The organism is Mesorhizobium sp. YL-MeA3-2017, from assembly GCF_030814575.1.
In the GTDB taxonomy this organism is placed as follows: Bacteria; Pseudomonadota; Alphaproteobacteria; order Rhizobiales; family Rhizobiaceae; genus Mesorhizobium; species Mesorhizobium terrae.
Genome location: NZ_JAUSVH010000001.1, coordinates 1,588,076 through 1,614,261 on the forward strand (window position 1 = coordinate 1,588,076; position 26,186 = coordinate 1,614,261).

The window sequence follows — 26,186 nt, forward strand, 5'->3', positions numbered from 1 at the left end:
TCCTGTGGTTGCTGAACGTAGTTGGCTAGACGACGAGATGTTTGTGGATGAGGTCGTCGCTTAGTTCGGTGATGGGGCCGCCGACGGCGACGCTGCCGCGATTGAGGATCGCGAAATGTTTCGAGGCGCGGCGGGCAAAGGCTATGTTCTGCTCGACCAGCACGATGGTGAGGCCTTGCTTGCGGTTGAGGTCGATCAGCACGTCCTCGATCTGCTCGACGATGTTGGGCTGGATGCCTTCGGTCGGCTCGTCGAGCAGCATCACCTTGGGTTCCGACAGCAGCGCCCGCGCGATCGCCAGTTGCTGCTGCTGACCACCGGACAGGTTGCCGCCGCGGCGGTTGAGGAATTCCTTGAGGATCGGGAACAGGTCGAGCACCCATTCAGCGATGCGGCCGCCGCCACCCTTGGCGGCAAAAGTGCCGACCATCAGGTTTTCCCGCACCGTGAAGCCGGGCAGGATACCGCGCCCCTGCGGTACGTAGCCGAGACCGGCCAGCGAGCGCTCATGGGTTCGCTTGGCCACCAATTCCTCGCCGTCGAGCTGGATCGAACCGGTGGTGCGGCTCATCAGGCCAAGCACGGTGCGCAGCAGCGTGGTCTTGCCGACGCCGTTGCGGCCGAGCACAGAGAAGAAGTCGCCTTGTTCGACTTTCATTGACACCGATTGCAGGGCGCGGCTGCGTCCGTAGAAACCGTCGACATTGGCAAGCTCAAGCATGGCCGATCCCTCCCGAACCGAGATAGGCGTCGCGCACCGCCTGGTTGCCTTCGATGTCTGCGATACTGCCTTCCGCCAGCAGCTTGCCCTGGTGCATGACCGAGATGGTCTGGGCGATGTCGCGCACGAAGCCCATGTCGTGTTCGACGACGATCAACGTGTGGCGACCGCCGAGCCGGTTGAAAAGCTGCGCAGTCTTCTTGGTTTCCTGCGCCGTCATGCCGGCGGTCGGCTCGTCCATCAGGATCAGCGACGGGTCCTGCGCCAGGATCAGCGCGATTTCCAGCCACTGGGTCTGTCCATGCGAAAGATGGGCCGCCGGCGTGTCGAGCTCATCCTCGAGGCCGACCATCTCGGCCAGCCGTTCGATCTCGTCATTGTCGCCGCCATGACCGAAGGTCACCAGATTGGCCAGCACGCCGGGCTGCCTTGAATGGCCGATATGCAGATTGTCACGCACGCTGAGCGCCCGGAACACGCTGGGCACCTGGAACTTGCGGCCGATGCCGGACCGCGCGATGGCGTGTTCGCTGAGCCGGTGGATGGGCTTGCCCTTGAAGACGATCTCGCCACCCGACAGTCTGGTCTTGCCGCAGATCAGATCGAGCGCCGTGGTCTTGCCGGCACCGTTCGGACCGATCAGGCAGCGCAGTTCGCCAGCGCGAACCTTGAGGCACAGGTCCGACACGGCGCGGAAGCCGCTGAAGGACACGCTGGCATTTTCTACAACCAGTTGATTTTCGGTGGTCATCGTGTGCTCTCGATCTCGCGGCCGTTGGCGATGGGTTCGGCATGCGGCGCGGGTTTCGGCACTGGGGCGGGCCGTTGCCGTTCGAAGCGTCGTGCAAGGTTGGCGAAGGCACCGGCGATGCCTTGCGGCAGGAACAGCACGACGAGGACGAACAGCAGGCCCATGATCAGGGTCCAGGTGTCGAGGAAGGTTTCCGATTCCGACAGCGCGCCCTGCACGCCGGTGACGATGAGGGCGCCGAGCATCGCGCCGAGCAGGCTCTGGCGACCACCGACCGCGACCCAGATGACGACAGAGAGCGAGAGCGGCACACCGAGGAAGGTCGGCGAGGCGAACTCCATGACGATGGTGTAGAGCATGCCGGCAAGGCCTGCGATCGCCGCCGAAACCGAGAAGATGAAGATCTTGTAGAGCGCGACATCGTAGCCGAAGAAGCGGACGCGGTCCTCCTCGTCTCGGATCGCCTGTACGATCAGGCCGGCCTTGCTCTTGGTGATGGCCAGCGCCAGGAACAGCGTGACCGTCAGGCAGATCGCGACCAGATAATAGCTCGACGAGCCATAGGCATCGAAGGTGATGCCGGCGATATCGAACTGGCCGAGATCGGTGATGCCATTGAAGCCGCCGGTGAAAGCCTGCTGGTCGATGATGACGAGCTGCACCACCACCATGGCGGCAAGCGTGATGATGGCCGCGTAGACACCGGTCACCCTGCCCTTGAATACGAACCAGCCGAGCAAGGCGGCGACGCCGGCGGGCAGCAGGATGCCAGCCAGCACGCCGAACAGCGGTGAATGGAACGGCGTCCAGAACCAGGGCAGTTCGGTGACGTTGTTCCAGACCATGAAATCAGGAAGACCGTCGGCCCCCGTGTGCACCGGAATGGTCTTCAGCTTCAGCATCATCGCCATGCAGTAGGAACCGATGCCGAAGGTCATCGCCTGGCCGAGATTCAGGATGCCGGCATAACCCCAGGACAGGCTGAGCGAGACGGCCAGCATGCCGAAGACGAGGTAGCGGGCGTATTTGTTGAGCAGGAAGGCGTCCTGCAAAAACACCGGCACCAGCAGGATGGCCAAGCACACCGCCGCGTAGAGCGCGAATTCGGTCTTTGTTCTGGCGAGCACTCTGTTGTTTCCCTGGCTGGACATGATCGTCGTTTCAGGCGCGCAGGCGCGCGGTAAACAGGCCCTGCGGCCGGAAGCGGATGAGGACAACGATAGCGAGCAGCACCAGCGCCTTGGCGATCGTGTCGTTGGAATAGAAGGCTAGGTAGCCGGACAATTCGCCGAGGATGCCGGAGCTGGCCAGCGTGCCCATCAGGCTCTGGGTGCCGCCGAGCACCACCACCATGAAGGCGTCGACGACATAGGTGGTGCCCATTTCAGGCGACACGCTCTTCAGTGGCGATACCAGCGCCCCGGCGAGGCCGGCCATGCCTGCACCATAGGCAAATGTCGTGCGGTAGATGCGGCCGGCATTGATGCCGAAGGCGGAGGCAACCGCGCGGTTCTGGGTGATGGCGCGCAGCTTCAGGCCGAAATTGGTGTAGCGGTAGATGCCCCAGGTCAGCGCGAACAAGGCGAGCGCCAGAAACAGGATGAACAGGCGGTAAGCCGAGTCCGTCGCGCCCAGAATGTTGACGCTCTGCGATAGGGATTCTGGCATCTTCACGTAGCGCAGTTCGCCGCCGGCGGTCAGGCGTATCGCCTGCTGCGCCATGACGCCGATGCCCCAGGTCGCGAGGATCGTGTCGAGCGGCCGGTCGTAGAGATGGCGTATGACTAGCGCTTCGATGAGCCAGCCGAACAGCGCCAGCAGCAGGAATATCGGCACGAGGCTGGCGAGCAGGCCGAGCCCGAACTGCGTCTGTAGGAACCAGGCCGCATAGGCACCGAGCATGACGAACTCGCCATGGGCAAGGTTGATGACGCCGGTGACGCCGTAGATGATGGCGAGGCCCAGCGCGACCAAAAGCAGGATGGAGCCGATGCTCAGGCCCGTCATGATCTGGGAGACGAAGATTTCCATGTCGCCGCTTCTTCCAGGATAGAGAGGCGGTGGCGGTACGAAGCCCGCCACCGGACGCCTTGAAATTGCGCATCGCGCTTTCCTAAAATCGGTTCCGATTTTCGGGCCGATGCGCGGGCACAATCAGCTCTGTTTGAGGCCTTCAGCCGTGCAGTGCTGGTTGGGGTAGGCCTTGTAGGGCGACGGCTCGAGCCAGTTGGCCGACTGCTTCAGGATTTTGAACTGGCCGTCGGCCTGGCACTGACCGATCTTCGGCCACAGCCAGCTGTGCAGGTTCTCGGGCTCGATACGCACCTTGCCTTGCGGAGCAACCAGCTCCTGCCCCTTCACCGCCTCGCGGATGGCGTTGGGAGAGATGTCGGAGCCGGCCAGTTTCTCGACCGCCTGCTTGAACAAGTAGATCTGGAAATAAGACGGCTCGGACACGAAGTGGGTGACCTTGTCGCCGCCCCAGCGCTTCTTGTAGGCGTCGACGAATTTGTGGTTCTCGGGCGAGTCCCACACCATGAAGTAGGGCGCAGAGGTGAAGTGACCCGCGGCTGCCTCGCCGCCCATCGCCGCCACTTCGTTTTCGGAGGTGGTGAGGCTTGCCATCGGCATCTTCTCGGGATCGAGGCCGGCGGCGTGATACTGGCGGTGCAGCGCCACGACGGAATCGCCCACCACCGTCGAGAAGATGACATTCGGCTTTTCAGCCTTCAGCTTGTTGATGACGGACGAGAATTCCGAATGGCCGAGCGGCACATATTCCTCGGCCACCACTTCCGCGCCGAGCTCGGCCAGGAGCTTCTTGCAGTAGTTGTTTTCTTCCTTCGGATAGATGTAGTTCGAGCCGATCAGGTACCAGCGCTTGCCGAACTTCTCGACCAGCCACGGCACGAAATCGTCCTGCTGCTGGTTGGGCACGGCGCCGGTGTAGATGACGTTCTTGGAGCATTCGCGGCCCTCATAGAGGGTCGGGTACCAATAGAGATTGTTCTGCTTCTCGAACACCGGCAGCACCGCCTTGCGGCTGGCCGAGGTGTAGGAGCCGAACACCGAAACGCATTTGTCCGACAGCACCAGCTTGCGTGCCTTTTCGGCGAAGGTCGCCGGATCGGAGGCCGGGTCCTCGACCACCGGCACGAGCTTCCTACCGTTGATGCCACCGGCGGCATTGATCTCTTCGATCGCCATGATCGTCGCCTTGTTGAGCGACTCCTCGATGATGGCGGTGGTGCCGGTGAGCGAGAACAGCACGCCCACCTTGATCTCGCCGTCGGCGGCGTAGGCCAGCGACGAATTCTTGTTCCAGATATGCGGGAAACCGACGAGGGACACGGTGCCGAAAGCGGCAGTGGCCTTCAGAAAACTGCGACGATTGCTTTTCACCTTCTTCTCCCCTGAAAACAAAAAAGCCCCGAAGCGAGCTGCCGAAGCAGACCGTTTCGAGGCCGTATTGCCCTGTTGTTTTTTGCGGCAGCAACGCCGCTGCGAACCTAATGGCTCGCTAGAGTAAGCTCGTACGCAACAAAAAACCCCACGTCCCGCTTCCGCGAAAGTCGTGAGGTTCCGTTACCTATATTTCGCCGGCAGCGTCGTTGCTGCCGATGTGGAACGCTAGCCAAGAAGTTCGTAGGAGTCAATGATGGCGCTGGCCACCGCGCCGATGGTCACGCGCCGCTCCATCGCCTGGCGCCTGAGATAGTTATAGGCCTCCTCCTCGCTGACGTTCTTCAGCCGCATCAGTAGCGATTTCGCCCGCTCGACGCTGCGCATGGTGCGCAGGCTTTCGTCCAGTTTTTCGATGCGCCCCCTGAGCCTGCGCTCATAGAGGAAATGGCCACGCGCCAGCGCCAGCGTCGACTGCACCGAGCGCGCCGTCGCCGGATAATGCAGCACGCCGTGAGCCGCGCAATTGTGGAGCAGGTTGAGGTCGAGCAGGCCGGCACCGGGATCGATGACCACCAGCGCCGAGGCGGGCTCGCCCGGAATCCAGGGCAGTCGCTGTGGCAGGTCGGGCGAAAGCACGCAGAAGACCACGTCATACTGCGCCGGTATCTGCGACGGCATCGGCCATTCGTGCTGCACGTCGCAGCGCAGGCGCTGCAACTCACGCACCAGTCTTTCGCCGTCATCGTCGCGGTCGACAATGACCGCCACCTTGAGATTCCAAAACGAACGCGACGACGACGGGCCGGAAGGCGCATCGCGATTGCCGGCATCCTTCCTGGCGCCGGCAGCCTGTCGCTCGCGGGCAAATCTTGCGATGTCGATGGTTTCCTGCACTGTCTATTCCTCCCCGCCGCCGTTACGCAAGCTCGAGATTTTTCTGGCCAAGACTGCGCCCATAACCCAGCAGATACGGGTCGGACAGGACACAGGAAGGCGATTCATAAACAAGGTCGAACTGGCCCTCCCGATTGGCGCGGCCGATGCGCGTCCACAGATCGGCATGGCCCCAGATCGGGTTGATGACGACATCGCCTTGCGGCGCTTCGAACTCCGACCCCATCACGGAAGCGCGCAGGATCTCGGTGTCCATCGAGTTGGTCTGCTCGAGCGTCTTGGCGAAAGCGTTGACCTGGAAATAGGACGCCTCCAGGCACATGTTAGTCGGTTCATCATCGCCATAGCGTTTCTTGTAATCGCGGACGAAGCTGGAGTTGCGCTCGCTGCCGACGCCCTGGAAATAGGGGGCAGCGGTAATGTGCCCTTCGCCGACATCGAAGCCCATGGCGCGGATTTCAGCTTCCGTCGTGGTCAGGCTGGCGATCGGCATGACCTTGGGATCGAGACCGAGGTCGGCATAGGCCTGGTATAGATAAACCGTGCCGTCGCCGACGACGGTCGAGAAGATGACATCGGGCTGCGCGCGCTTGACGTCGCGCATCACCGGCAGGAACTCCTCCCGCGAAGCGCCCATGCGCACATAGGATTCGCCGACGACGGTGCCACCGCTGTTGCGGATAAATTCACGCATGATGCGGTTGGATTCGCGCGGATAGATGTAGTCGGCGCCGATGAAATAGAAACGGGTGCCGTAGCGCTCCATCAGGATGCGGCAGAGCTCGACGCTGTTCTGGTTCGGCGTCGCACCGGTGTAGATGACGTTGGGCGAGAATTCGAAGCCCTCATAGAGCGTCGGATACCACAAGAGCCCGTTCAGCCGCTCGACCACCGGCAGCACGGCCTTGCGGCTGGACGAGGTGTAGCAGCCGAAGATTGTCGAAACGCCGTCCTCGACCATCAGCTTCTTGGCATAGCGGCCAAAGGCGCTAGCCTCTGAACCGGGATCATAGACGATTGGCTCAAGCGGCCTGCCGTTGATGCCGCCCGAGGCGTTGATTTCTTCGATCGCCGTCAGCGTGCCGCGCAGCTGCGTCTCCTCGATCACTGCCATGAAGCCGGAGCGCGAGAAGAGGACGCCAACGCGCCACGGTTCGGAGGTATTGCTTGATCTCGTCAATATACGCTCCCACGATTCCCCAGTGCCGCTTGGTTCTTGTTCTTGCTGAAAGCTGCGGCCGGCCGCGCAGCTTGAGGCCGGCCGCATTGCGGGTCAACTGGCCAGAAGTTCCTTCAGCTTGCCATCGAGGAATTTGACATCGTTCGGGCTGGTTCCCGGCCCGCCCGCGAAATGCCCCCAGACAGATTCGAACGGAAGGAACTTGGCGTTCGGCATGTTGGCCACCTCGAACTCGCTGTCTTCCGGCGGGAAGTAGAGATCGGTGCGGCTCGGCATGACGAAGGCCTTGGCCTTGACGGCCTTGAGCGCCTTCTTGAAGTCGCCCTTGTAGAGCTCGTTGTCGCTGATGTCGCCATTCTGCCAGGTCCACAGCATGGTCAAAAGGTTGTTGGCATCCTTGGGCAGGAAGAAACCTTCCCAGAAGGAGACCAGGAAATCCTCCAGCGAGGAATGGCCAAGCGCCTTGAGGTCGAGCTCCTGGCGATAGAAAGCCTGCGAGAAACCCCAGCCGGCATAGACGCGGGCCATGGCGCGCAGGCCCTTTTCCGGCTTGTCGTCATACCAGCCATTATTCCAGGCGGAGTCGGCCGTCAGCGCTGCCTTGACGCCTTCCAGGAACACGAAATTGTGGCGCGAGCATTTGGCCGAACCGCAAAACGGCGCGATGCGCTCGACCATGTCGGGATACATCGCCCCCCAATGGAAGGTCTGCAGCGCACCCATCGACCAGCCGACAACCAGCTTCAGTTTCTTGACGCCGAATTTCTCGGTCACCAGCTGGTGCTGGGCGCGGACATTGTCGTAGGCCGTTACCTGCGGGAAGCGCGACTTGTTGTAGGGCTCCGGCGTGTTGCTTGGCGACGACGACAGCCCGTTGCCGAACATGTTCGGGATGATGATGAAATATTTAGCCGGGTCGAGCGTCATGCCCTTGCCGATCAGCCATTCATTGTCGACGTGCTGGCCGGAATACCAGGTCGGGAAGACGATGACATTGTCCTTCTTGGCGTTCAGCTTGCCGAAGGTTTTGTAGGCAAGTTTGGCGTCGCGCAGCGTCGCCCCGCGTTGCAGGACAAAATCGCCCAGCGAATAGATTTCATAGTCAGGCATCAGGCAGTTTCCTTTACTTTCGAATGTGGAGACGAGGCCCGGTGACCGGGCCTCACCTGAAATCATGCGGTTACGCGTTCCGGCGACGGCCGCAGCGCCAGCGCCGCATAGGCGATGCCACCGGCAAGGGCTGCGCTGATGGCGGTCGAGAAATGCGGCAGGTAGAATTCGACGATGACCGCCACCGCCGAGCCGATGATCCAGGCGATGAAGGCGCTCGGGCGCCAGTCGCGGTCGATCTCAGCGTTCCTGCGGGCAAGATACTGGTCGACCAGGATGATCGCGCCGATCGGCGGAACCAGGATGCCGAGCAGAGACAGCCACTGGATGAAGAAGGCCCAGACATTGCCCGCCGCGACCGCGATGCCGATGGCGCCGAGGATGACGGCCATCACGCGCATGCGGGTACCGAAGATGCGCGACCAGCCGGTGGCGGCATTGTAGAGACAGTGCGCGCAGACCGAACCCAGGTTGAGATAGAGGAAGACGAAGGCGAGCGCGCTGAGGAAAGCCATTTGCTTGCCGTTCATGTGGCCGAACATGTTGTCGGCGCCGAACGGGTTGGCATTCGGAACGGCAAGGGCGGCCGTCATGATACCGCCGACCAGCATGGCAATCAGATTGGCGAACGGGAACGCGCTGAACGTGGCGATCAGCGAACTCCTACTATCCTTGGCCCAGCGGTTGAAGTCGGCGCTGACTGTGCCTGCATCGATGAAGAGCGCAATGACGACGGTCAGCCCCACGCCCATGGACATGGTGGCCGCGCCATTGTTGCCCGGATAGGCGAGGATCGCCTGCCAGCTGGTGGCGGAAGCCGTATCGAACACCACCCAGCCGCCGAGGATGACGAAGAGCGGAACCGAAACCAGCCCAATCAGATGCAGACCATGCACGCCGACGAAGGTGATGCCGATATAGAGAAGGCCGGCGACAATGGTCATCGCCACATAGTTGAGATCATAGGCAGAGCTGATCAGCGCGCCGGTGATGCCGGTCTGCACCGCGTACCAGCCGAGCAGAAGCGTCGACAGCAGGCCGGAAGCGAAAACGTAGCCTTTGCGGCCAAACACAATCGAGGCCAGCAGCGCGAAATTCATGCCGCGGTTGGTACCCAGAAGACCCAGCGCTCCGACATAGGCAAACATGATGAGGTTGCCGATCACCATTGCCCACAGCGCGCTGGTGAAGCCCATGCCGAGCACGAGGATGGAGCCGGTCATGGCGCCGGTGATGATCATCGGAAAGCCGATCCAGACCGTCGTCACCGAAAAGGTCGAGCGCCGGGCCGCCGTCGGCACAGGCTGATGTTCGTATTCTTCTCCCAGTATGTGATCGACGCTATCGAGCGTCTCGATCTCCGCTTTGTTGTTCATGCCACCCTCCCAGGGGTCAAACGCGTTGCGTGTGCGGCTGTCGTCGCGATTGGACGTCCTTGTCCTCACCCGCTTTTCCCGGTGGAAGCGCATTCAGGCCATGGTCCGAAAGGCGCGCGGCGGAACCATTGGCGGTTCGCCGGCGCAAGCCCCTTGTCATAGCCGTCCGGCGCCGGTTCCCCATCGGCATCTCGGTCGGTATCGCCAAAACGACAAAGGCCCCCCGATGGCTTCGTTTCCGAAGTCAAAGGGAGGCCTTCTTGCCTTGATCTGATTGGGTGGCCTCGTTGCCACCTGCCCGTCTATCGGGCGCCGTTACACGTACACCTACGCCAGGAACGTGTCAATTAATGCACCGGAGTCAGAAGATGACGGCGGCACGCGCTGTCGCAAGATCGAGATCAGTGAAGACAAACCTTCATTCGCAATGGTCGTACAGCAGAGCGTCGGACGTCGATGCAAACCCATATCCTGCGGGATCGAAGTAATTTCTACATTCTGTTGGAGAGAAGATATCGCTGATGGCCTAACACGGGGCGTTGCTGGTTCTGATGGAGCAGCTATTGACGATCCGAGCGGCAATCTGAACGTCTGGGAATCGAAACCGATACCTTGGCACGGCACGCCTGCATCTGTGATCGGCTCGCCTCACCACTGCAAGGACGTTGACGACATTCAGTCAGCCGAGAGCGTGGTCGTGCGGGCCAGCGCGCTGCCGAAGCCGCTCATCGAAATCGGGAAGCTCACAGACTGCTGCATGTCCGCCGCGACAGCGTTGATTTCCAACGCCTTACCGGCTTTGACCAGGGAGCATGACTGTGTTTCTTGGCTGTCCCAGGTCTTCGTGCATGTGGAAGACCGGATGGCAAAAAGCTGTCCGCCCAAGATTGTGCGGCGTGGGCCGGTTGCGATGGGCGCGGTGCTGCGCAGAGCCTTGGCATACCAATTCTCGATGATTACGCGATGATAGGCATTGCTGATTGGTGTGACGCGGCATCAAATGCGCCCGCGCCAAGCTACGACATTCTGGTCAAACCACGTGGCAGCGTGTTCATGACTTCACAGCCACTTTCGGTGATGAGAAGCTGATCCTCTATCATCAGTGCGCCAAGACCATTGGCGTAAAACGGCGTCTCGAACGCCATAACCATTCCGGGTTCAAGGACAATCTCGCTGTCGGCCGATATGAACGGCCATTCCTCAATCCCAACCGCCGCCCCGACGGAGTGACCGAAATGTCCACGCGAATAGGACTTCAGGCCGTAACGTTGGATCGAAGCCAGCGTTGCGGCATGGATATCGCGCAACATCACGCCCGGCCGGAACATGCCAAGGCCATCCATGAAAGCCTGCTCAAGGCAACTGAAAATACCTGCCGCCAATCGGCTGGGCTCACCAAAAACGTAAGTTCTTGCACTGTCCGAGCAATAGCCGGAGACGATGCACCCGACATCCGCTTTCACGACAGATCCCGGTACCACCTTGGCGTTGCCGTCCCAAGGGTCTACGCCTACGGAAATGTAATCCCACGTATCGACCGCGCCGACACCTGTTGATCGGGCGGTCGTATCCACTCCGGATCGCCAAGCACTCGAAAGGTCGGTCGAGCTATGGCCCGCCGCAATATTTTCGGAAAGGTTCTTCAGCCCGGCTTCGGCTAGGCGGCACGCCGAACGCAGGTTGGCCGTCTCTGCCGGCGATTTCACCAAGCGGAGGCGCCGGATCAGATCTGTTGCATCGACGAAGCGCTGATTTGGCAGGCGCGCTGACAACGAAGCCAGATCGCGGGCGGGCAGAAAATCGAAATCCGCACCGATATTGCTTGCTTGCAGGCCACGTTCCCGCAGTACGTCGTCAAGGAGATCGAATACCCGATTGCGGTCGAAGGTGGCCGGTCGCACCAGGGCCGATGTCGAAGATTGGAAGCTTTCGGCCAGCCCGGCGTCATCCGGAATGTCTCGGTAGTCTGCCATATCGACCCAGGCGGGAAATGTCCTCACATCCTCCAGACGCCTGGACTGCTCTGAGCTTTCCAACTGAAAGTCACTGATGATGGAAGCAATCGGCGCATCGGCGGATGCCGGAACCACGGCGATTGCTCCCCCAGCGCGCCTCCACATTGCCGCGGCCCCCGCGGGGGTCCCGGTCGCGTATCGGAAATTTTCGGGCGAGAAAAGGACGAGGGCCTCAACGCCGGCGGCCGTCATCAATTGTTCGGCTCGCGTCCGGTTCAAATACATGGTCGCCTCGAATGTGGATGAGCCCAAAAAAGGGAAGGCTGCCGCGATGATCTGTCCAGTGCCATGGTCCATCAGCTTGCGCAAGGCGGCGCCGCATTGCTGGGATCGCTACTCGTCAACGAACTTCGCGGACACGAAGCCGACTGGTCTTGACCTCCACGACCGTCCTGTGGACGCACGAATTGAACCTTCGACCGAATTGACGCAGACGGCGATTTCTTCGGTCAGAAGTTCGGCGGGCTGATGGCCCAAATAATAATCGCTTCGCGCGAGCCGGGATTGGAGCCGAGGGCCGCGATGGCCCGGGTTTAACGGCTGTCACCATAGACCGTCCCCTCGCGCAATTCGCGCTCGGCGGCGTATCGATCCAATCCGCAAAGGGGGCTTCAGACCTGATAAGACGTCTCTGGCGTTCCTGGCTGGACGTTACCTCGGACCTTCCGAGCCCAAGCGCAACAGGGTCGCTCGCGCCGATCCACAGTGGATACACGACCGTACGGGGGACCCTCGCACGGCGACGCTTAGGAATTCTAAAGCGGTTCTATTCGGGTCGGAACAAGAACTGTTCTCTGGACAGGCAGTCTTTTTTCAACCAAAGACAACAACAATAGATTTGACGACGTTTCCGCCTTGAGGGCTTCTGCGCATCTGGCGTCGGTGGCGAAGCGGACTGCCTGCACCAATTGCAGCGCTGGCGGGACACGCGACCACATGGTCTTGATGACTTGGCGGCCACCGCGGGTCTTGTGAACAACCTGACCATCAACGCCACGGCGGGATCAACGAAATCCTATCTCGTGAAAATTTAGGTCGGCGTGCTGTGGACTGATGTGGTGAAATACGCCCGCGATGGTTTGGCGGATCCGCAAATGGAAACCTTCGGCTGAATGACGTGTATGGCGTCGCGAACATACTCGCGATTGGAATGGTTTACCGTCTCATAATCGGCAAAGCTTTCATCAATCGCAATGAATGCCTTTGCTTCATAGTTCATCAATCGTGTATCCGGTGCGATCTGCGCTTCGATCGCACGCTCTGCTGCCGCAATGAGAGCCCCGCGACAATCTCCACTTTCTAGGCGCCAACAATCGAATTCCGGACTGCCCTTTATGCGACTTTCGAAGCGCAGAGCATGAACACTTCAACGATGCGGGATCGATTTCGAATTCGCCGCCTAGTCACTTTCGCGCCACGAGTGGCCACTCGAAGGCATAGTCAAGAAGGCTGTATTGGGGCGGTTAGCGGAATGCCCGCTTTCGGGCTAACCGGACCGGAAAGCCGCCTCTAGAATCCAGCTAAAGCCGAACGCCTTGTGCCAAATCCGCCCAAGCACACGCGGCGTCGGTTGTGGCCGGACCTTGCTATGCCAAGGTGCCACAAATCAGGCTGGTCGCGCTTAGCTACACTTGCTCAAAAACAATCGCTCTGGAATTGCAGCCGCAAATTGAGCTAGTATGAGCTTGGCGTTCCTGCGGGATAGCATCCCTTGGATGCCGGGGGAACGAAGGATGGCCGTAGCGCTCGTACTCGTTCTGATTGTCGTAGGCTCGGTCCTGTTCCACGTGCTGAGCCCGTGGTGGTCTACGCCGATAGCCTCCAATTGGGGCTATATCGACAACACCCTTGTCATCACCTTCTGGATCACCGGGACGGTCTTCTCAGCCGTCGTCCTGTTCATGGCCTACTGCATTTTCCGCTTCCGGCACAAGGAAGGACGGGAGGCTGCGTATGAGCCCGAAAGCAGGAAACTTGAATCCTGGCTGACCGTATTCACCGCCATCGGCGTCGCGGCTTTGCTGGCGCCCGGCCTGTTCGTGTGGAGCCAATTCGTCACTGTTCCCAAAGACGCGACCGAGATCGAGGTCTTCGCGCAGCAATGGCAATGGAGCTTCCGCTTGCCCGGCAAGGGCGGCAAGCTCGGCACGACGAACGCACGCTTTATCAGCCCCGACAATGCGCTCGGCATCAACCCGCAGGACCCTGACGGTCAGGACAACATCGTTGTCGTAGGGGCGGATCTGCATCTGCCGGTCGGCAAGCCGGTCAAGGTTTTGCTGCGCTCGATCGATGTCATCCATGATTTCTACATTCCGGAGTTCCGCGCCAAGATGGACATGGTGCCGGGCATGGTCACCTATTTCTGGTTCACGCCGACCAGGACTGGAACGTTCGAGATCCTTTGCTCCCAGCTCTGCGGCGTCGGGCATGCCTTCATGCGTGGCGTCGTGAAGGTCGATACCGAACAGGATTACCAGGCATGGCTGCAGCAGCAGTCGACTTTTGCTCAACTGTCGGCGCCCGCCAAGACGGGCGCACTGACCGTGCCGATAAGGGTGAAGGCCGAGTAGAAAACACATTGCGCGGCGGCGAAGGCGTTGCTTCGCGGGAAGGCTGAAACGAACGAAGAGGTGCAGGATGGTCGACGTCACGCCTCATGGAGCAGGTCTCGTCCCGGCCGCGGAAGTGGCCGAGGCCGAGCTCTATCACCCCCACAGCTGGTGGACGAAATACGTCTTTTCGCAGGACGCCAAGGTCATCGCCATCCAGTACGCCGGCACGGCCACCGCCATCGGCCTTGTCGCGCTGGTGCTATCCTGGCTGATGCGCCTCAAGCTTGGTTTTCCCGAGACGTTCACCGCGATCACGCCTGACATGTACTACCAGTTCATGACCATGCACGGCATGATCATGGTGATTTATCTTCTGACCGCGCTTTTCCTCGGCGGTTTCGGCAACTACCTGATCCCGTTGATGGTCGGCGCGCGCGACATGGTGTTTCCTTATGTCAACATGCTGAGCTACTGGGTGTATCTGCTCGCCGTTCTGGTGTTGGCCAGCAGCTTCTTTGCGCCCGGCGGCCCGACCGGGGCCGGCTGGACGCTCTATCCGCCGCAGGCCATCACCTCGGGCACCCCAGGCGGACAGGATTGGGGCATCATCCTGATGCTTGTTTCGCTGATCCTATTTATCGTCGGATTCACCATGGGCGGCCTGAACTATGTCGTGACCGTGCTCCAGGGCCGCACGCGCGGCATGACGCTGATGCGCCTGCCGCTGACCGTCTGGGGCATTTTCACGGCCACCGTGATGGCACTGCTTGCTTTCCCCGCGCTTTTCGTTGCCTGCGTCATGATGCTGTTCGACCGGCTGATCGGGTCGAGCTTCTTCATGCCGGCGATCGTGGAGATGGGCGCCACCCCGCTCCCGCACAACGGCGGCAGCCCGATCATGTTCCAGCACCTGTTCTGGTTCTTTGGCCATCCCGAGGTCTACATCGTGGCGCTGCCCGCCTTCGGCATCGTCTCCGACCTGATCAGCACCCATGCACGCAAGAACATCTTCGGCTACCGCATGATGGTCTGGGCCATCATCGCCATCGGCGCGCTGAGCTTCGTGGTATGGGCGCATCACATGTATGTCTCAGGCATGCATCCTTATTTCGGCTTCTTCTTCGCCACCACCACGCTGATCATCGCGATCCCCACCGCCATCAAGGTTTACAACTGGGTATTGACGCTGTGGCGCGGCGACATCCATCTGACGACCCCGATGCTGTTTGCGCTGGCGTTCATCGTCACCTTCATCAATGGCGGGTTGAGCGGCCTGTTCCTCGGCAACGTGGTGGTCGACGTGCCGCTGGCGCAGACGATGTTCGTGGTCGCACACTTCCACATGGTGATGGGCGTGGCGCCCGTGCTTGTCGTCTTCGGCGCCATCTATCATTGGTACCCCAAGATCACCGGCCGGATGCTCAACGAAGCGATGGGGCGTTTCCATTTCTGGGTCACCTTCCTCGGCGCCTATCTTATCTTCTTCCCCATGCATTATGTCGGGCTGGTCGGCGTACCGCGGCGTTACCCCGAGATCGGCGATACTGCCTTTGTCCCGCCATCGGTCCATACGCTCAACCAGTTCATCACCATTGCCGCCCTGACCGTCGGCATGGCCCAGATGGTATTCCTCTTCAACCTCATATGGAGCATCCGGCATGGCCGTGAGGCCGGCAACAATCCATGGCGGGCAACGACGCTGGAATGGCAGACTGCGGGCACGCCGCCGCCGCACGGCAATTTCGGCAAGGATTTGCCGGTCGTCTATCGCTGGGCTTACGACTACAGCGTGCCCGGCGCGCCCGAGGACTTCATTGCGCAGAACGATCCGCGCCCGCTGACCCAGGGCGGCAGCACATGAGCGCGGCACTGTTCTTCCTTGCGGCGATAGCCGCGGTGGTCGGCTGGTGGCTGTCGCGACAGAGGCTGATGTCGAAACCGTGGTTGGAGGCCGGGCCGGTAACGGCTTTCCCCGGTACCGAAGCGTCGCTCATGCACCCGGCCAAGATCGGGCTTGGCGTCTTCCTCGCGGTGGTCGGCGCGCTGTTTGCGTTGCTCATCAGCGCCTATTTCATGCGCATGATCTATACCGACTGGCAGCCAGCTCCGGTTCCGGCGATCCTGTGGCCCAACACGGCGATGCTGGCGCTAGCGAGCATGGCGCTTCAAGGCGCGGTGTTCGCTGCGCACAAGGGACAGCTGGAGAATGTGCGACTTGCCCTTCTCGCTGGCGCGCTGGCCTCATTAGCCTTCCTGGGCGGGCAGTTGCTGGCTTGGCGCGACTTCGCCGCCGAGGGCTATTTCGCGACCGGGAACCCGGCCGCCAGCTTCTTCTATTTGCTCACGGCGATGCACGGCCTGCACATCGTTGGCGGACTGGTCGCGCTGAGCCGGGTCAACATCCGGGCATGGCGGAGCGTCAGGCCGGAAAAGCTCGTTTTGTCGACCGAGCTCTGCGCGATGTACTGGCATGTCCTGCTGCTGGTTTGGCTGGTGCTTGTCTCAGTGCTCAACGGCTGGGCGGCCGATCTGATCGATATCTGCCGCGGACTGCTTGCCTAGGGTCTCGCGAGACGCGCGAGGGCTCAGAGGTGCTTGTTCGGACGCTCGATCGTGTCCCAGGACGGGGCAACAGGATCGTGATTGAAGAGGAGTAGCGGATGTCCGAGACCACGCAGGGACATGGCGATCATACCGCTTCGCGACCGCCGGGCCTGCACGGTATCGTCGCCGACTGGTCCTCCGACCAAAGGGCTTTCAAGAATGTCTCTTGGGGGAAGGCCATGATGTGGATCTTCCTGCTCAGCGACACCTTCATCTTCGGCTGTTTCCTGTTGTCCTACATGACCGCCCGCATGTCGACGACGGTGCCTTGGCCCAATCCGAGCGAGGTTTTCGCGCTGCATTTGTTCGGCCAGGATGTTCCGCTGATCCTGATCGCGATCATGACGTTCGTGCTGATATCCTCCAGCGGCACTATGGCGATGGCCGTCAATTTCGGCTATCGGCACGACCGCAGGAAGACCGCGGCTTTCATGCTGCTTACAGCCGCTCTCGGCGCGGCCTTCGTCTGCATGCAGGCCTTCGAATGGACCAAGCTCATCACCGAGGGCGTGCGGCCCTGGGCGAACCCGTGGGGCGCCGTTCAGTTTGGGTCGTCCTTCTTCATGATCACCGGCTTCCATGGCACCCATGTCACGATCGGCGTGATCTTTCTCTTGATCACCGCGCGCAAGGCGTGGCGCGGCGACTTCGAAACCGGCGCGCGGGGATTCTTCACCAGCCGCCGCGGCCAATACGAAAGCGTCGAGATCCTGGGGCTCTACTGGCACTTCGTCGATCTGGTGTGGGTGTTCATCTTTGCATTCTTCTATCTTTGGTGAGGTGGAGCGATGGCACAAGCGGAAGCGCAAGATCACGGGCTGCATGGCAGCGCCGCCGCCCCCGCGCCTGCATCGGTACATGCGGAGGGCCAGCAGCATCCGATCAAGCTTTATCTCGTCGTCTGGGGCTGGCTGTTCGTCCTCAGCGCCGGTTCCTACAGCATCGACTATTTCGGCCTTCAGGGACTTCTCAGATGGGGCCTGATCGTTACATTCATGATGCTCAAGGCCGGGCTGATCGTCGCCGTGTTCATGCATATGGCGTGGGAGCGGCTCGCGCTTGCCTATGCGATCCTGGTGCCCCCACTGCTGATCCTGGTCTTCGTCACGATCATGGCGCTCGAGTCCGACTATACCGAGCTTACACGCGTGCTGTCGTTCGGCATGGGACCGTAGGTGTTTTCGCCGTTTGGCCCGCGCCAGGTCGCGTTCTTCGTTGACAGGAAAAATGATGGGAGGACAATGGCGGCCTCGTTCTCCGATGCGTCACCACCTCCAACCGAAAGGCGCCCACGATGACGATCGCAACAAAACTCAAGGACTATATTGTCGGCAAGGGTATCCACTACGATACCGTTACCCACCACAGGACCGCGACCAGCAGCCAGACGGCGCAGGCAGCGCATGTTCCGGGCCGCCGGCTCGCCAAGTCGGTGCTGGTTCACCATGAGACGGGCTATGCGCTCGCGGTTGTGCCAAGCAACCACCGTATCGAGCTCAACACGCTGCAGGCCGTCGTGGACAGACGGCTCGGCCTCGCTTCGGAAGATGAAGTCAGCCAATTGTTCAGCGACTGCGACATTGGCGCGGTGCCACCGGTAGGTGCCGCCTACGACGTGCCGGTCATTCTTGACGAAAGCTTCGATGTGGACACAGACGTCTACTTCGAAGCCGGAGACCACAAGACGCTGGTGCACGTCAATGCCGATGACTTCCGTTCCCTGTTGCAAGGTGCGCGGGTCGCCCGCTTCAGCCATCTGGCACACTGAAAACCCGATGCCCGCGCCGTCATGATGAGAGACGACTTCCTAGGCTGGCTTGCCCGCTCTCGACGGCGGCGGCTCCACCACCTTGCGGTATAGATGCCAGGTGGAATGACCGAGAATTGGCAGCACGACCGCCAATCCCGCGAATACAAGCAGCGAGCCGATGATCAGCCCAATGGCGACGATCAGTCCCCAGACGGCCATAACGATCGGGTTGGCGAGGACGACGCGCACCGATGTGTGTATGGCCTCGTAGGCGCCGACGTCGCGATCAAGCAGCAGCGGGAAAGCGACCACGGTCGTGCACAACACGGCCACGGCAAATGCGAACCCTATGGCGTGACCGAGCACGATCAGCGTCCAGCCGCGGCCTGTGGCGAATATCTCGGCGATAAAGCTGGACAGTGACGCCGGCGGCTCGGGGCCGAACAGGTGCTCGTAGAAAACCTTGGCTGTCAAAAGCCACGTGATGAAGATCGCGAACAGCATGATCCCGACCGCCGCGATGGAAGGCAGCGCCGGAGAGTGCCTGATCTCGAAGGCGTGGCGCCAGGATGAATCGAGCCCGGCTTCCCGCCTTCGGCTGATCTCGTAGAGACCGATCGCCGCGAACGGACCGATCAGCGCAAAGCCGGACAACAGCGGAAACAGCAGCGGCAGTGCGTTTTCTCCCGATGTCCAGGTGGCAAGTACCACGCCGACGAGGGGATAGATCATGCACAAAAACACGATATGCGAGGGCTTGACCATGAAGTCGTCGATACCGCGCCTGAGCGCATCAAAAAGGTCGGAAACGCGGATTTTTCTGACTTTGGTGTGCACCAGCGTTTCGCTGGCGCCTGCAATCACGTGAAAGCTTGCCATGGCCGTTCCTCCAAATCAGGTCCGGCAAGGTCTCGGGTTTCGCAGGGCTACCGCTCAGCATGGCTGGCCACGCAAACCGCGACCTCAACCCATGACCAACATACTCCTTCGTGCCCTTTTTGTCCCGCTTTCGTCGGAAGGCGTGATCGCTGCCGAAGCGACGCGCTGGCTCCACAGGCCTTTCTTCGGTATTCTGATACGCCGCCGTTCGCCCTCTTGGGCGTCAAGGACGCTGTACCACTTAGATTGGTGCCTGACCCTTTTAGAAGATCGCTCCCGATTTCTGGGATCATGCGCCCCGGTCGAAGGTGAAGGTCATGGACAATCAGACGCTTCTCATACTCGGCCTTGGCATCATTATTCTGCTGCTGTTGGGGTTTTGTGCCCTGCCGTCGTGACGGCAAGGACGCGACACTCTCAACCGTGAAGTTGCCGGCTGACCATCGTCTTTCGGGATGAGCATGCAGCCATCGAGGAGCCTGGATCGCTCCCCACTTACTTGGAAACCTGTTTCAGGTAGGCGATGACGTTGGTTATGTCCTGATCGTCCTTGAGACCGGGAAATGTCATCTTGGTTCCCTTGACCATGGCCCGGGGGTCGTGAAGATACGTCGTCAAGGTCGGCTCATCCCATTTGACGCCGGATTTTCCGGCCGCGACCATCGCAGCCGAATAGGCGAAGTTGGGATGCGTGCCGGCGGTGCGCCCAATGACGCCGTGCAGCGACGGGCCGATCAGGTTCCTATCCTGGTCGGCGATATGGCAGACTTTGCATTTTGTGAACACTTTTTCACCTGCGGCGGCGTCCTGCGCCTGCGCGGGGTGGCTGACAAACGTCGCGATGGACAAGACCGCAAGAAGCGCTATCACGCGCATGGCATTGCTCCCTGATTATCACCGCACGTCAGACAATCCGCGCCATACCAGCCCTGCTGGAGCGCCCTGCATGGTAGAGCGGAATATCCCCGTCTCCTCAGTGGAATTGCGGCACCTACATACCACAGGGCCACGCCGGTGGGTAGAAAAAGCCAGTCCTTGCGAAGGTCTAGGCCGCGTGCTGACGAGTGACCGCGGCGAGACGCGGAAGCGGAATGACGGCCTCGAGGCCGGAATGCCTCACACTGGAATTCAGGCGTCCCCCACGCATCCAATTGAACTTATCCCAGGCGGACATCGCAACTGGCTCGTCGGAAACATCAGGAGACCAGCGCACCAATCACCGAGACGCAATCGCCGGCCTTGACCAAGCCGGGGAAATGGCGCGCGGCCAGCAGGCCCGACATTCTGGCCCTGATCTCTTGCGGGGTCTGACCGGTGCGGCCCAAGGAATGGATGCGCGCCACCACCTGGCTATCCTCGACTGGCTCACCGAGGTCGACCATGGTCTCGATCATGCCGTCATCTTCGGCGAAGGCGAAGCAATCATCCGAGGGCATATCCAGCCACTGGGTTCTGCGCTTCTCGACCACACCATCGACGATGCCAGCGTGGCGAAGCACGTTGAGGATGCCACGGCGGGCGATGCGCACGGTTTCCGCCCGCGACGTCCCGCCGCCGCCAAGCTCGGTGGTGACGAAGACCTTGCCCATCTCCTCGGCCGCGGTGTCGTACATGCCGACCGCATCGATCTCGGTCATGCGCATCGAGAACGGCGCCGAGAAGGCCTCGACCGCTGCAAAGGCCTTCGCTTCCTGCGCCTTGTCCGCCAGCATGTGCGCGGCACAGAACGGCACGAAGTCCAGCGTTCGGCCGCCGGAGTGGAAGTCAAACACGATGTCCGCGCGGGGGAGCAGCTCGCGCTGGAAATAGTCCGCGATCTTCTCGGTCACCGTGCCGTGGGGCCGGCCGGGGAAAGAGCGGTTCATGTTGCCCTTGTCGATCGGCGAGGTACGCGTGCCGGCGCGGAAGGCCGGATAGTTCATCGCCGGCACGATGATGACCGTGCCGGAAACTTTTTTCGGGTCGAGCGCGCGGGCGAGTTCATAGAGTGCCAGCGGCCCCTCATACTCGTCGCCATGATTGCCGCCGGTGAGCAGCGCCGTCGAGCCTTTGCCGTTGCGGATAACGCAGACCGGGATCATCACGGAACCCCAGGCGGAATCGTCGCGGCTGTAAGGCAGGCGCAGGAAACCGTGCTGGACGCCGTCGCGCTCGAAGTCGACGGTCGCCGTGATCGGCGACGGACGCAGTGCTGACATCGGCCTCAGTCCTTCACGAAGAGCTTGCGCGGCACATTGGCCAGGCATTCGACGCCGGTGTCGGTGATCAGGATCGATTCGGTGATCTCCAGCCCCATCGTCTCCAACCAAAGACCGGTCATGAAATGGAAAGTCATGCCGGGTTTGAGTTCGGTGCGGTCGCCGGGGCGCAGGCTCATCGTGCGCTCGCCCCAGTCCGGCGGATAGGACAGACCGATCGAGTAGCCGGTGCGGTTGTCCTTGACGATGCCGTATTTCTTGAGCACCGCGAAGAAAGCATTGGCGATGTCTTCGCAGGCATTGCCGGGCTTGGCGGCGGCAAGGCCGGCCTCCATGCCCTCCAGCGTCGCCTTTTCTGCATCGAGGAAGGCCTGCGTCGGCTTGCCGAGGAAGACGGTGCGCGACAGCGGACAGTGGTAGCGGTTGTAGCAGCCGGCGATCTCGAAGAACGTGCCCTCGTTCACCTGCATCGGCTTGTCGTCCCAGGTCAGATGCGGCGCCGAGGCATCTGCGCCCGACGGCAGCAGCGGCACGATCGCCGGATAGTCACCGCCGATGTCGTCGATGCCGCGCGTGCCGGCATCGTAGATTTCGGCGACCAGATCGCATTTGCGCATGCCGACCTCGATCTTGTCGACGATGCGCTGGTGCATGGCTTCGACGATGCGGGCGGCCTTGCGCATGTAGTCGATCTCGGTCGGGCTCTTCACGGCGCGCTGCCAGTTCACCAGCGCGGTGGCATCGGCAAAGCGAGCATTGGGCAGGTGCTTCTGCAGGGCAGCGAAGGCAGCAGCCGAGAACCAGTAATTGTCCATCTCGACGCCGACGGTGAGCTTGTCCCAACCGCGCTCGGCAAGCACAGTGGCGAGATAGTCCATCGGATGGCGCTCGGTCGACTGCACATAATGATCGGCGTAACCGACGATGTTGTCGTGGGCGAGATAGGCGGTGCGCTTGGCACCGTTGGCATCCTGGCCACGACCATACCAGACCGGTTCGCCCGAAGGCGGCACGATGACGGCCTGATGCACATAGAAGGACCAGCCGTCGTATCCCGTTAGCCAGGCCATGTTGGAGGGATCGCTGATGATCAGAAGATCGACGCCCCTCACCTCCATGGCCTTGCGCGTCTTGGCGAGGCGATCGGCAAATTCGCTCCGCGAGAATTTCAGGTTCGGCTGCATCGTTCTTGGTCCTCGTTTGTTGGGCCTGGAGCCTGTTTCAACTCCGTTGAATCCGGCTCGTCGTCAGTTTGGTGTTCGAGCGCGATCTTTTCGGAAAACCGGCTCCCACTTTTTCGGATCACGCTTTGGCCAGGCATCAGCTCTCAAAAATGGTTCCGGCATTGGCCGCCCGCGCGCGGTCGCGGGTGAGCGTAGCGATCGCGGTGTCCTGCACGCCGGTACCGGTGAGGTCGGCGATGGTGATGTCGCTTGCCGAGCGGCGGCCGGGCTTTTCTCCAGCTATGATTTGGCCGAGTTCGGTGACCTCGGCGTCGGCGGCAAAGACTGCCGCCTCGATGGCATGATGAAGCTCGCCCAGACGCCGCGTCTGCTTAGCGTAGTCGGCGACATAGAGATCGGCCATGCCAAGGATTGTCGGCGCGATCTCGTTCTTGTGCTCGGCATCCGAACCCATGGCGGTGATGTGTTGTCCGACCGAGACGAAACCGGCCTTGATCAGCGGCTCGGTCGACGGCGTGGTGGTGACGATGACGTCAGCCCCGGCCGCCGCCTTTGCCGCGTCCGGTTCCGCACGCACCAGAATGCCGAGCTTGTCGCGCAAGTAGGCTGCGGTCGCCTCGGCCTTGGCGGCGTCGCGCGCCCAGATGCGCGCTTCCTCGATAGGCCTGACGAGACGCAACGCTTCAAGCTGCAATCGAGCCTGCATGCCGGCGCCGAAGATCGCCGCGACCTTCGAGTCAGCACGCGACAGATGCCTGGCCGCGACCGCTCCAGCGGCCGCCGTGCGGATATCGGTAAGATAGCCATTGTCGAGCAGCAGCGCCTCGATCAGGCCTGTCCTTGCCGAAAGTAAAATCATCATCCCGTTGACGCTGGGCAGGCCAAGCTTCGGATTGTCGAAGAAACCGGGGCTGATCTTGATCGCGAAACCGTCGATGCCCGGCACATAGGCCGTCTTCACGTCGACTTCGCCGCGCTGCTCGGGCATGTCGAGCCTGAGAATCGGTGGCATCGCCACTGGCAGCGTGGCCAAGGAGCGGAAAGCGTTCTCGATACCGGCGACAGTGTCGAGATCGAGCGTCACGATCTTGCGCAGTTCTGCTTCGGTGAGAATGGTCATGCGGCTCATGCGGCGCGCTCCCTCAATGCAGGTGCCTCGCCGCAGACGATGCGGCGGTGCAGATCCATGTCGATGTTGCGGCCGGAGAGGATAAGCACAGTCGGCCCGCTCACCCCGACTTTGCCGGCAAGCAGCGCCGCTATGCCAACGGCGCCGGCACCCTCGACGATCTCGCGTTCCTGTTCGTAGGCATGGCGGATACCGGCGGCGATCTCGTCTTCGGAAAGCAGGACAACGTCGTCGAGCAGGGCGCGGCACATGGCAAAGGTCAGCCGGTTGTCGAGTCCGATGCCGCCGCCGAGCGAGTCTGCCAGCGTCGGCAGTTCCTCGACCTGCACGGGCCGGCCAGCATCGAGGCTCGCTTTCATCGCCGCGCCGCACACCATCGAGATGCCTATTATTTTCGTACTCGGACTGACGCCTTTGATCGCCGCGGCGACACCCGCCGCCAGCCCGCCGCCGGAGAGCGGCACCAGCACGGCCGCAGCGTCCGACACCTGCTCCATGATTTCCAGCCCGAGCGTGCCCTGCCCGGCGATGATATCGGGGTGGTCGAAAGGCGGCAGCATGACGAGCCCTTCCTCCGCCACCAGCCTGTCGACTTCCTGCTGGGCGTCGTCCTGACTATTGCCGACAATGCGGACATCCGCGCCGAGCCGGCGGATGGCGTCGAGCTTGTTGTCGGGCACCAGCCTCGACATGCAGATCACCGCGCGCATGCCTTCGAGCTTGGCGGCATGCGCAAGTGCGCGGCCGTGATTGCCGGTCGAGGCCGCCACGACGCCGCGCGATCTCTCCTGCGGATTCAAGGCGGCAATTGCGTTGGACGCGCCGCGCAGCTTGAACGCGCCGGTGGTCTGATGATTCTCCAGCTTCAGATGAACCGGACCACCGGTACAATCCGAAAGGCTTTGCGATACCACACAGCGTGTCCGCTCGACCTTGCCGGCAATACGCTCGCGCGCGGCGCGAATATGCTGAAGCTCAACCGTCATTTCGATCACGCGGCCAGCGGCTTGGTCATCAGCCGGCCGAACTCCGGCCGTGGCGTGTCGTCGCCGCACAGCCGAAGGCAGTTCCAGGCGCTGGCCTGGTTGCTGGTGACGACCGGTCGGCCGATCGCCTCTTCCATGCCCGGAACAGCGAGCGCGGCGCGCAGCGCGGTGCACGAGACGAAGAGCGCGTCAGCCTGGGGATGCATTGCCTTTCGCGCGAGCTCGACAAGCGAAACTGGTGTGATGCGCGCCATCTCGCGGTCGTCCTCGAAACCGAGGCACGTGAAGCTCTGGATGTCGAAGCCATGCGCCGCGAAATAGGCGGCCATCGGCTGGCTGGTCTCGACCGTATAAGGGGTCAGGATGCTGACCCGCTGCGTGCCAAGGGCGTTGAGGCCGCGCATGCCAGCCATCGGTGGCGTCACCACCGGAATACCGGGCTTTGCCGCCTGGATCGCCGCTTCGATCTCGGCATCGCCGATCACCACGGAAGCAGACGTGCAGGAATAGCAGACGGCGTCGAGTGGCTCGTCGGGCAGGATCAGCGCTGAGCCCGCCGAAAGCGAAGGCTGCATCTTGCGCAAATTCTCCGGTGTCGTCGGATTGGCATAGGGAATACGCGCGACGTAGACGCCGATGCGCTCGCTCGCCACCATGCGGCGAAAGTCCACCTCGCTGGTGTGGTCGGTGGCCAGAGCGATCAGGCCAACGCGCTTTTCCAGCGGACGTTTGTCGAGCGCGGGGCGCGTCGTTTCGAGGCGAATCTCGGGCAACGGTTTCATGGCTTTCATCTTTCGATCCGGCCGTAGCGATGCTCCAGCCAGCGCAGCAGCATGACCGAGCAGAGGCTGATGACGAGGAAGAAGGCGCCGACCAGCGTTATCGGCTCGATGTAGCGGTAGTAGGTATTGGCGACGCTCTTGGCCTGGTTCATCAGTTCCAGAACGGTGATCGCTGAAAGCAGCGGCGTTTCCTTGAACATGGCGATGAAATAGTTGGCCAAGGCCGGGATCATCGGCGGGATCGCTTGTGGCAGGATGATGTGCGTCCAGGTGTGACGGCCGCTGAGATTGCAGGCCTTGGCCGCTTCCCATTGGCCGCGCGGCACGTTGTCGATGCCGGCGCGGTAGACCTCGGCCGTATAGGTGCCGTAGTGCAGGCCAAGGCCGATGACGCCTGCCACCAGCGGCGGCAACAGGATGCCGATGTCGGGCAGCACGTAGAAGATGAAATAGAGCTGCACCAGAAGCGGCGTGCCGCGGATGAACTCGGCAAACCAGCCGACACCGAGCGAGACGAGCCGGTTCGACGAGCGCCGCGCCAACGCTATCCCAAGCCCCACGATCGCGGCCAGGATCGAGCCCAGGACCGTCGCCAGAATGGTGATCTTCACCCCCTGGAGCAGCACCGGCATGATCTGCCGGACGAAATCCCAATCCCAATCCATTT

The 26,186-nt window shown here is 61.5% G+C and carries 25 protein-coding genes and 1 pseudogene; 7 read left to right on the plus strand and 19 right to left on the minus strand.

Going from position 1 to position 26,186, the window contains the following annotated elements:
* Positions 1-25: 25 nt before the first annotated feature.
* From urtE to QFZ88_RS07520, 9 genes are all read right to left on the minus strand, one after another.
* Positions 26-721, minus strand: coding sequence for an urea ABC transporter ATP-binding subunit UrtE (gene urtE / locus QFZ88_RS07480; RefSeq protein WP_024925617.1), 696 nt, complete (start codon positions 719-721; stop codon positions 26-28).
* Positions 714-1,472 (minus strand): urea ABC transporter ATP-binding protein UrtD, encoded by a 759-nt coding sequence (urtD, locus tag QFZ88_RS07485; protein WP_024925618.1) that lies wholly within the window; start codon positions 1,470-1,472, stop codon positions 714-716. Before urtD ends, urtE begins: the two co-directional genes overlap by 8 nt.
* A complete protein-coding gene (gene urtC / locus QFZ88_RS07490; protein WP_024925619.1) occupies positions 1,469-2,599 on the minus strand; it encodes an urea ABC transporter permease subunit UrtC in 1,131 nt (376 codons plus the stop codon). The genes urtD and urtC overlap by 4 nt, the downstream gene beginning before the upstream one ends.
* 34 nt (positions 2,600-2,633) lie before the next feature.
* Positions 2,634-3,503 (minus strand): urea ABC transporter permease subunit UrtB, encoded by an 870-nt coding sequence (gene urtB / locus QFZ88_RS07495; protein WP_024925620.1) that lies wholly within the window; start codon positions 3,501-3,503, stop codon positions 2,634-2,636.
* A gap of 123 nt (positions 3,504-3,626) precedes the next feature.
* Positions 3,627-4,874: a transporter substrate-binding domain-containing protein gene (locus QFZ88_RS07500; RefSeq protein ID WP_024925621.1), complete on the minus strand. Its 1,248-nt coding sequence runs from the start codon at positions 4,872-4,874 to the stop codon at positions 3,627-3,629.
* A gap of 228 nt (positions 4,875-5,102) precedes the next feature.
* Entirely contained in the window at positions 5,103-5,771 is a 669-nt protein-coding gene (locus tag QFZ88_RS07505; RefSeq protein WP_024925622.1) for an ANTAR domain-containing response regulator, read from the minus strand.
* Positions 5,772-5,793: 22 nt separating this feature from the next.
* Complete coding sequence (locus tag QFZ88_RS07510; RefSeq protein WP_307417109.1) at positions 5,794-6,951, minus strand: transporter substrate-binding domain-containing protein; 1,158 nt, start codon at positions 6,949-6,951, stop codon at positions 5,794-5,796.
* A gap of 93 nt (positions 6,952-7,044) precedes the next feature.
* Entirely contained in the window at positions 7,045-8,061 is a 1,017-nt protein-coding gene (locus QFZ88_RS07515; protein ID WP_024925624.1) for an alpha/beta fold hydrolase, read from the minus strand.
* 62 nt (positions 8,062-8,123) lie between these two features.
* On the minus strand, positions 8,124-9,437 hold the full coding sequence (locus QFZ88_RS07520) for a purine-cytosine permease family protein (protein WP_024925625.1): 1,314 nt from the start codon (positions 9,435-9,437) through the stop codon (positions 8,124-8,126).
* A 340-nt stretch (positions 9,438-9,777) separates the two neighbouring features.
* Between QFZ88_RS07520 and QFZ88_RS07525 the strand changes: the two genes are divergently transcribed.
* Positions 9,778-10,404, plus strand: coding sequence for a hypothetical protein (locus tag QFZ88_RS07525; protein WP_244437871.1), 627 nt, complete (start codon positions 9,778-9,780; stop codon positions 10,402-10,404).
* A 49-nt stretch (positions 10,405-10,453) separates the two neighbouring features.
* Here the strand turns inward: QFZ88_RS07525 and QFZ88_RS07530 are convergent, their stop codons facing one another.
* Complete coding sequence (locus tag QFZ88_RS07530) at positions 10,454-11,761, minus strand: M24 family metallopeptidase (protein WP_137901234.1); 1,308 nt, start codon at positions 11,759-11,761, stop codon at positions 10,454-10,456.
* 504 nt (positions 11,762-12,265) lie between these two features.
* Positions 12,266-12,749, minus strand: a pseudogene (locus tag QFZ88_RS07535) (transposase); the annotation flags it as partial.
* A 436-nt stretch (positions 12,750-13,185) separates the two neighbouring features.
* Between QFZ88_RS07535 and QFZ88_RS07540 the strand changes: the two are divergent.
* The 6 genes from QFZ88_RS07540 to QFZ88_RS07565 all read left to right on the plus strand — a co-directional run bounded on the left by QFZ88_RS07540 (position 13,186) and on the right by QFZ88_RS07565 (position 18,379).
* The gene (locus QFZ88_RS07540) at positions 13,186-14,025 is read left to right on the plus strand and encodes a cytochrome c oxidase subunit II (protein ID WP_024925628.1); all 840 of its coding nucleotides are present in this window, start codon (positions 13,186-13,188) and stop codon (positions 14,023-14,025) included.
* Between the two features lie 67 nt (positions 14,026-14,092).
* A complete protein-coding gene (locus tag QFZ88_RS07545; protein WP_024925629.1) occupies positions 14,093-15,868 on the plus strand; it encodes a cbb3-type cytochrome c oxidase subunit I in 1,776 nt (591 codons plus the stop codon).
* Positions 15,865-16,569, plus strand: coding sequence for a cytochrome c oxidase subunit 3 (locus tag QFZ88_RS07550; protein WP_024925630.1), 705 nt, complete (start codon positions 15,865-15,867; stop codon positions 16,567-16,569). The genes QFZ88_RS07545 and QFZ88_RS07550 overlap by 4 nt, the downstream gene beginning before the upstream one ends.
* Positions 16,570-16,667: 98 nt before the next feature.
* The gene (locus QFZ88_RS07555) at positions 16,668-17,390 is read left to right on the plus strand and encodes a heme-copper oxidase subunit III family protein (protein WP_024925631.1); all 723 of its coding nucleotides are present in this window, start codon (positions 16,668-16,670) and stop codon (positions 17,388-17,390) included.
* Positions 17,391-17,399: 9 nt separating this feature from the next.
* Positions 17,400-17,786 (plus strand): cytochrome C oxidase subunit IV family protein, encoded by a 387-nt coding sequence (locus QFZ88_RS07560; protein WP_024925632.1) that lies wholly within the window; start codon positions 17,400-17,402, stop codon positions 17,784-17,786.
* Positions 17,787-17,905: 119 nt separating this feature from the next.
* Complete coding sequence (locus QFZ88_RS07565; protein WP_024925633.1) at positions 17,906-18,379, plus strand: aminoacyl-tRNA deacylase; 474 nt, start codon at positions 17,906-17,908, stop codon at positions 18,377-18,379.
* Between the two features lie 39 nt (positions 18,380-18,418).
* Here QFZ88_RS07565 and QFZ88_RS07570 read toward each other — a convergent pair whose 3' ends face one another.
* From QFZ88_RS07570 to ehuD, 8 genes are all read right to left on the minus strand, one after another.
* A complete protein-coding gene (locus QFZ88_RS07570; protein WP_024925634.1) occupies positions 18,419-19,240 on the minus strand; it encodes a DUF2189 domain-containing protein in 822 nt (273 codons plus the stop codon).
* Between the two features lie 495 nt (positions 19,241-19,735).
* Entirely contained in the window at positions 19,736-20,116 is a 381-nt protein-coding gene (locus tag QFZ88_RS07575; protein WP_024925635.1) for a c-type cytochrome, read from the minus strand.
* 320 nt (positions 20,117-20,436) lie between these two features.
* The gene (gene doeB / locus QFZ88_RS07580; protein WP_024925636.1) at positions 20,437-21,438 is read right to left on the minus strand and encodes a N(2)-acetyl-L-2,4-diaminobutanoate deacetylase DoeB; all 1,002 of its coding nucleotides are present in this window, start codon (positions 21,436-21,438) and stop codon (positions 20,437-20,439) included.
* Positions 21,439-21,443: 5 nt separating this feature from the next.
* Positions 21,444-22,622, minus strand: a complete 1,179-nt coding sequence (gene doeA, locus QFZ88_RS07585) for an ectoine hydrolase DoeA (RefSeq protein ID WP_024925637.1) — start codon at positions 22,620-22,622, stop codon at positions 21,444-21,446.
* 136 nt (positions 22,623-22,758) lie between these two features.
* A complete protein-coding gene (locus QFZ88_RS07590; RefSeq protein WP_024925638.1) occupies positions 22,759-23,751 on the minus strand; it encodes a cyclodeaminase in 993 nt (330 codons plus the stop codon).
* Positions 23,748-24,737 (minus strand): hydroxyectoine utilization dehydratase EutB, encoded by a 990-nt coding sequence (eutB, locus tag QFZ88_RS07595; protein WP_036254473.1) that lies wholly within the window; start codon positions 24,735-24,737, stop codon positions 23,748-23,750. Before eutB ends, QFZ88_RS07590 begins: the two co-directional genes overlap by 4 nt.
* Positions 24,738-24,742: 5 nt before the next feature.
* Positions 24,743-25,519 (minus strand): ectoine utilization protein EutA, encoded by a 777-nt coding sequence (gene eutA / locus QFZ88_RS07600; protein WP_024925640.1) that lies wholly within the window; start codon positions 25,517-25,519, stop codon positions 24,743-24,745.
* Positions 25,520-25,524: 5 nt separating this feature from the next.
* Complete coding sequence (gene ehuD / locus QFZ88_RS07605) at positions 25,525-26,184, minus strand: ectoine/hydroxyectoine ABC transporter permease subunit EhuD (RefSeq protein WP_024925641.1); 660 nt, start codon at positions 26,182-26,184, stop codon at positions 25,525-25,527.
* Between the last annotated feature and the right edge of the window lie 2 nt (positions 26,185-26,186).

What these genes read in the sequence shown, in the direction of transcription:
- urtE (WP_024925617.1), bottom strand. Translation starts at nt 721, where the DNA reads ATGCTTGAGCTTGCCAATGTCGACGGTTTCTACGGACGCAGCCGCGCC.
- urtB (WP_024925620.1), bottom strand. Translation starts at nt 3,503, where the DNA reads ATGGAAATCTTCGTCTCCCAGATCATGACGGGCCTGAGCATCGGCTCC.
- eutA (WP_024925640.1), bottom strand. Translation starts at nt 25,519, where the DNA reads ATGAAACCGTTGCCCGAGATTCGCCTCGAAACGACGCGCCCCGCGCTC.
- urtD (WP_024925618.1), bottom strand. Translation starts at nt 1,472, where the DNA reads ATGACCACCGAAAATCAACTGGTTGTAGAAAATGCCAGCGTGTCCTTC.
- eutB (WP_036254473.1), bottom strand. Translation starts at nt 24,737, where the DNA reads ATGACGGTTGAGCTTCAGCATATTCGCGCCGCGCGCGAGCGTATTGCC.
- QFZ88_RS07550 (WP_024925630.1), top strand. Translation starts at nt 15,865, where the DNA reads ATGAGCGCGGCACTGTTCTTCCTTGCGGCGATAGCCGCGGTGGTCGGC.
- QFZ88_RS07590 (WP_024925638.1), bottom strand. Translation starts at nt 23,751, where the DNA reads ATGAGCCGCATGACCATTCTCACCGAAGCAGAACTGCGCAAGATCGTG.
- QFZ88_RS07540 (WP_024925628.1), top strand. Translation starts at nt 13,186, where the DNA reads ATGGCCGTAGCGCTCGTACTCGTTCTGATTGTCGTAGGCTCGGTCCTG.
- QFZ88_RS07555 (WP_024925631.1), top strand. Translation starts at nt 16,668, where the DNA reads ATGTCCGAGACCACGCAGGGACATGGCGATCATACCGCTTCGCGACCG.
- QFZ88_RS07560 (WP_024925632.1), top strand. Translation starts at nt 17,400, where the DNA reads ATGGCACAAGCGGAAGCGCAAGATCACGGGCTGCATGGCAGCGCCGCC.
- QFZ88_RS07565 (WP_024925633.1), top strand. Translation starts at nt 17,906, where the DNA reads ATGACGATCGCAACAAAACTCAAGGACTATATTGTCGGCAAGGGTATC.
- doeB (WP_024925636.1), bottom strand. Translation starts at nt 21,438, where the DNA reads ATGTCAGCACTGCGTCCGTCGCCGATCACGGCGACCGTCGACTTCGAG.
- QFZ88_RS07545 (WP_024925629.1), top strand. Translation starts at nt 14,093, where the DNA reads ATGGTCGACGTCACGCCTCATGGAGCAGGTCTCGTCCCGGCCGCGGAA.
- QFZ88_RS07520 (WP_024925625.1), bottom strand. Translation starts at nt 9,437, where the DNA reads ATGAACAACAAAGCGGAGATCGAGACGCTCGATAGCGTCGATCACATA.
- QFZ88_RS07570 (WP_024925634.1), bottom strand. Translation starts at nt 19,240, where the DNA reads ATGGCAAGCTTTCACGTGATTGCAGGCGCCAGCGAAACGCTGGTGCAC.
- QFZ88_RS07575 (WP_024925635.1), bottom strand. Translation starts at nt 20,116, where the DNA reads ATGCGCGTGATAGCGCTTCTTGCGGTCTTGTCCATCGCGACGTTTGTC.
- doeA (WP_024925637.1), bottom strand. Translation starts at nt 22,622, where the DNA reads ATGCAGCCGAACCTGAAATTCTCGCGGAGCGAATTTGCCGATCGCCTC.
- QFZ88_RS07515 (WP_024925624.1), bottom strand. Translation starts at nt 8,061, where the DNA reads ATGCCTGACTATGAAATCTATTCGCTGGGCGATTTTGTCCTGCAACGC.
- ehuD (WP_024925641.1), bottom strand. Translation starts at nt 26,184, where the DNA reads ATGGATTGGGATTGGGATTTCGTCCGGCAGATCATGCCGGTGCTGCTC.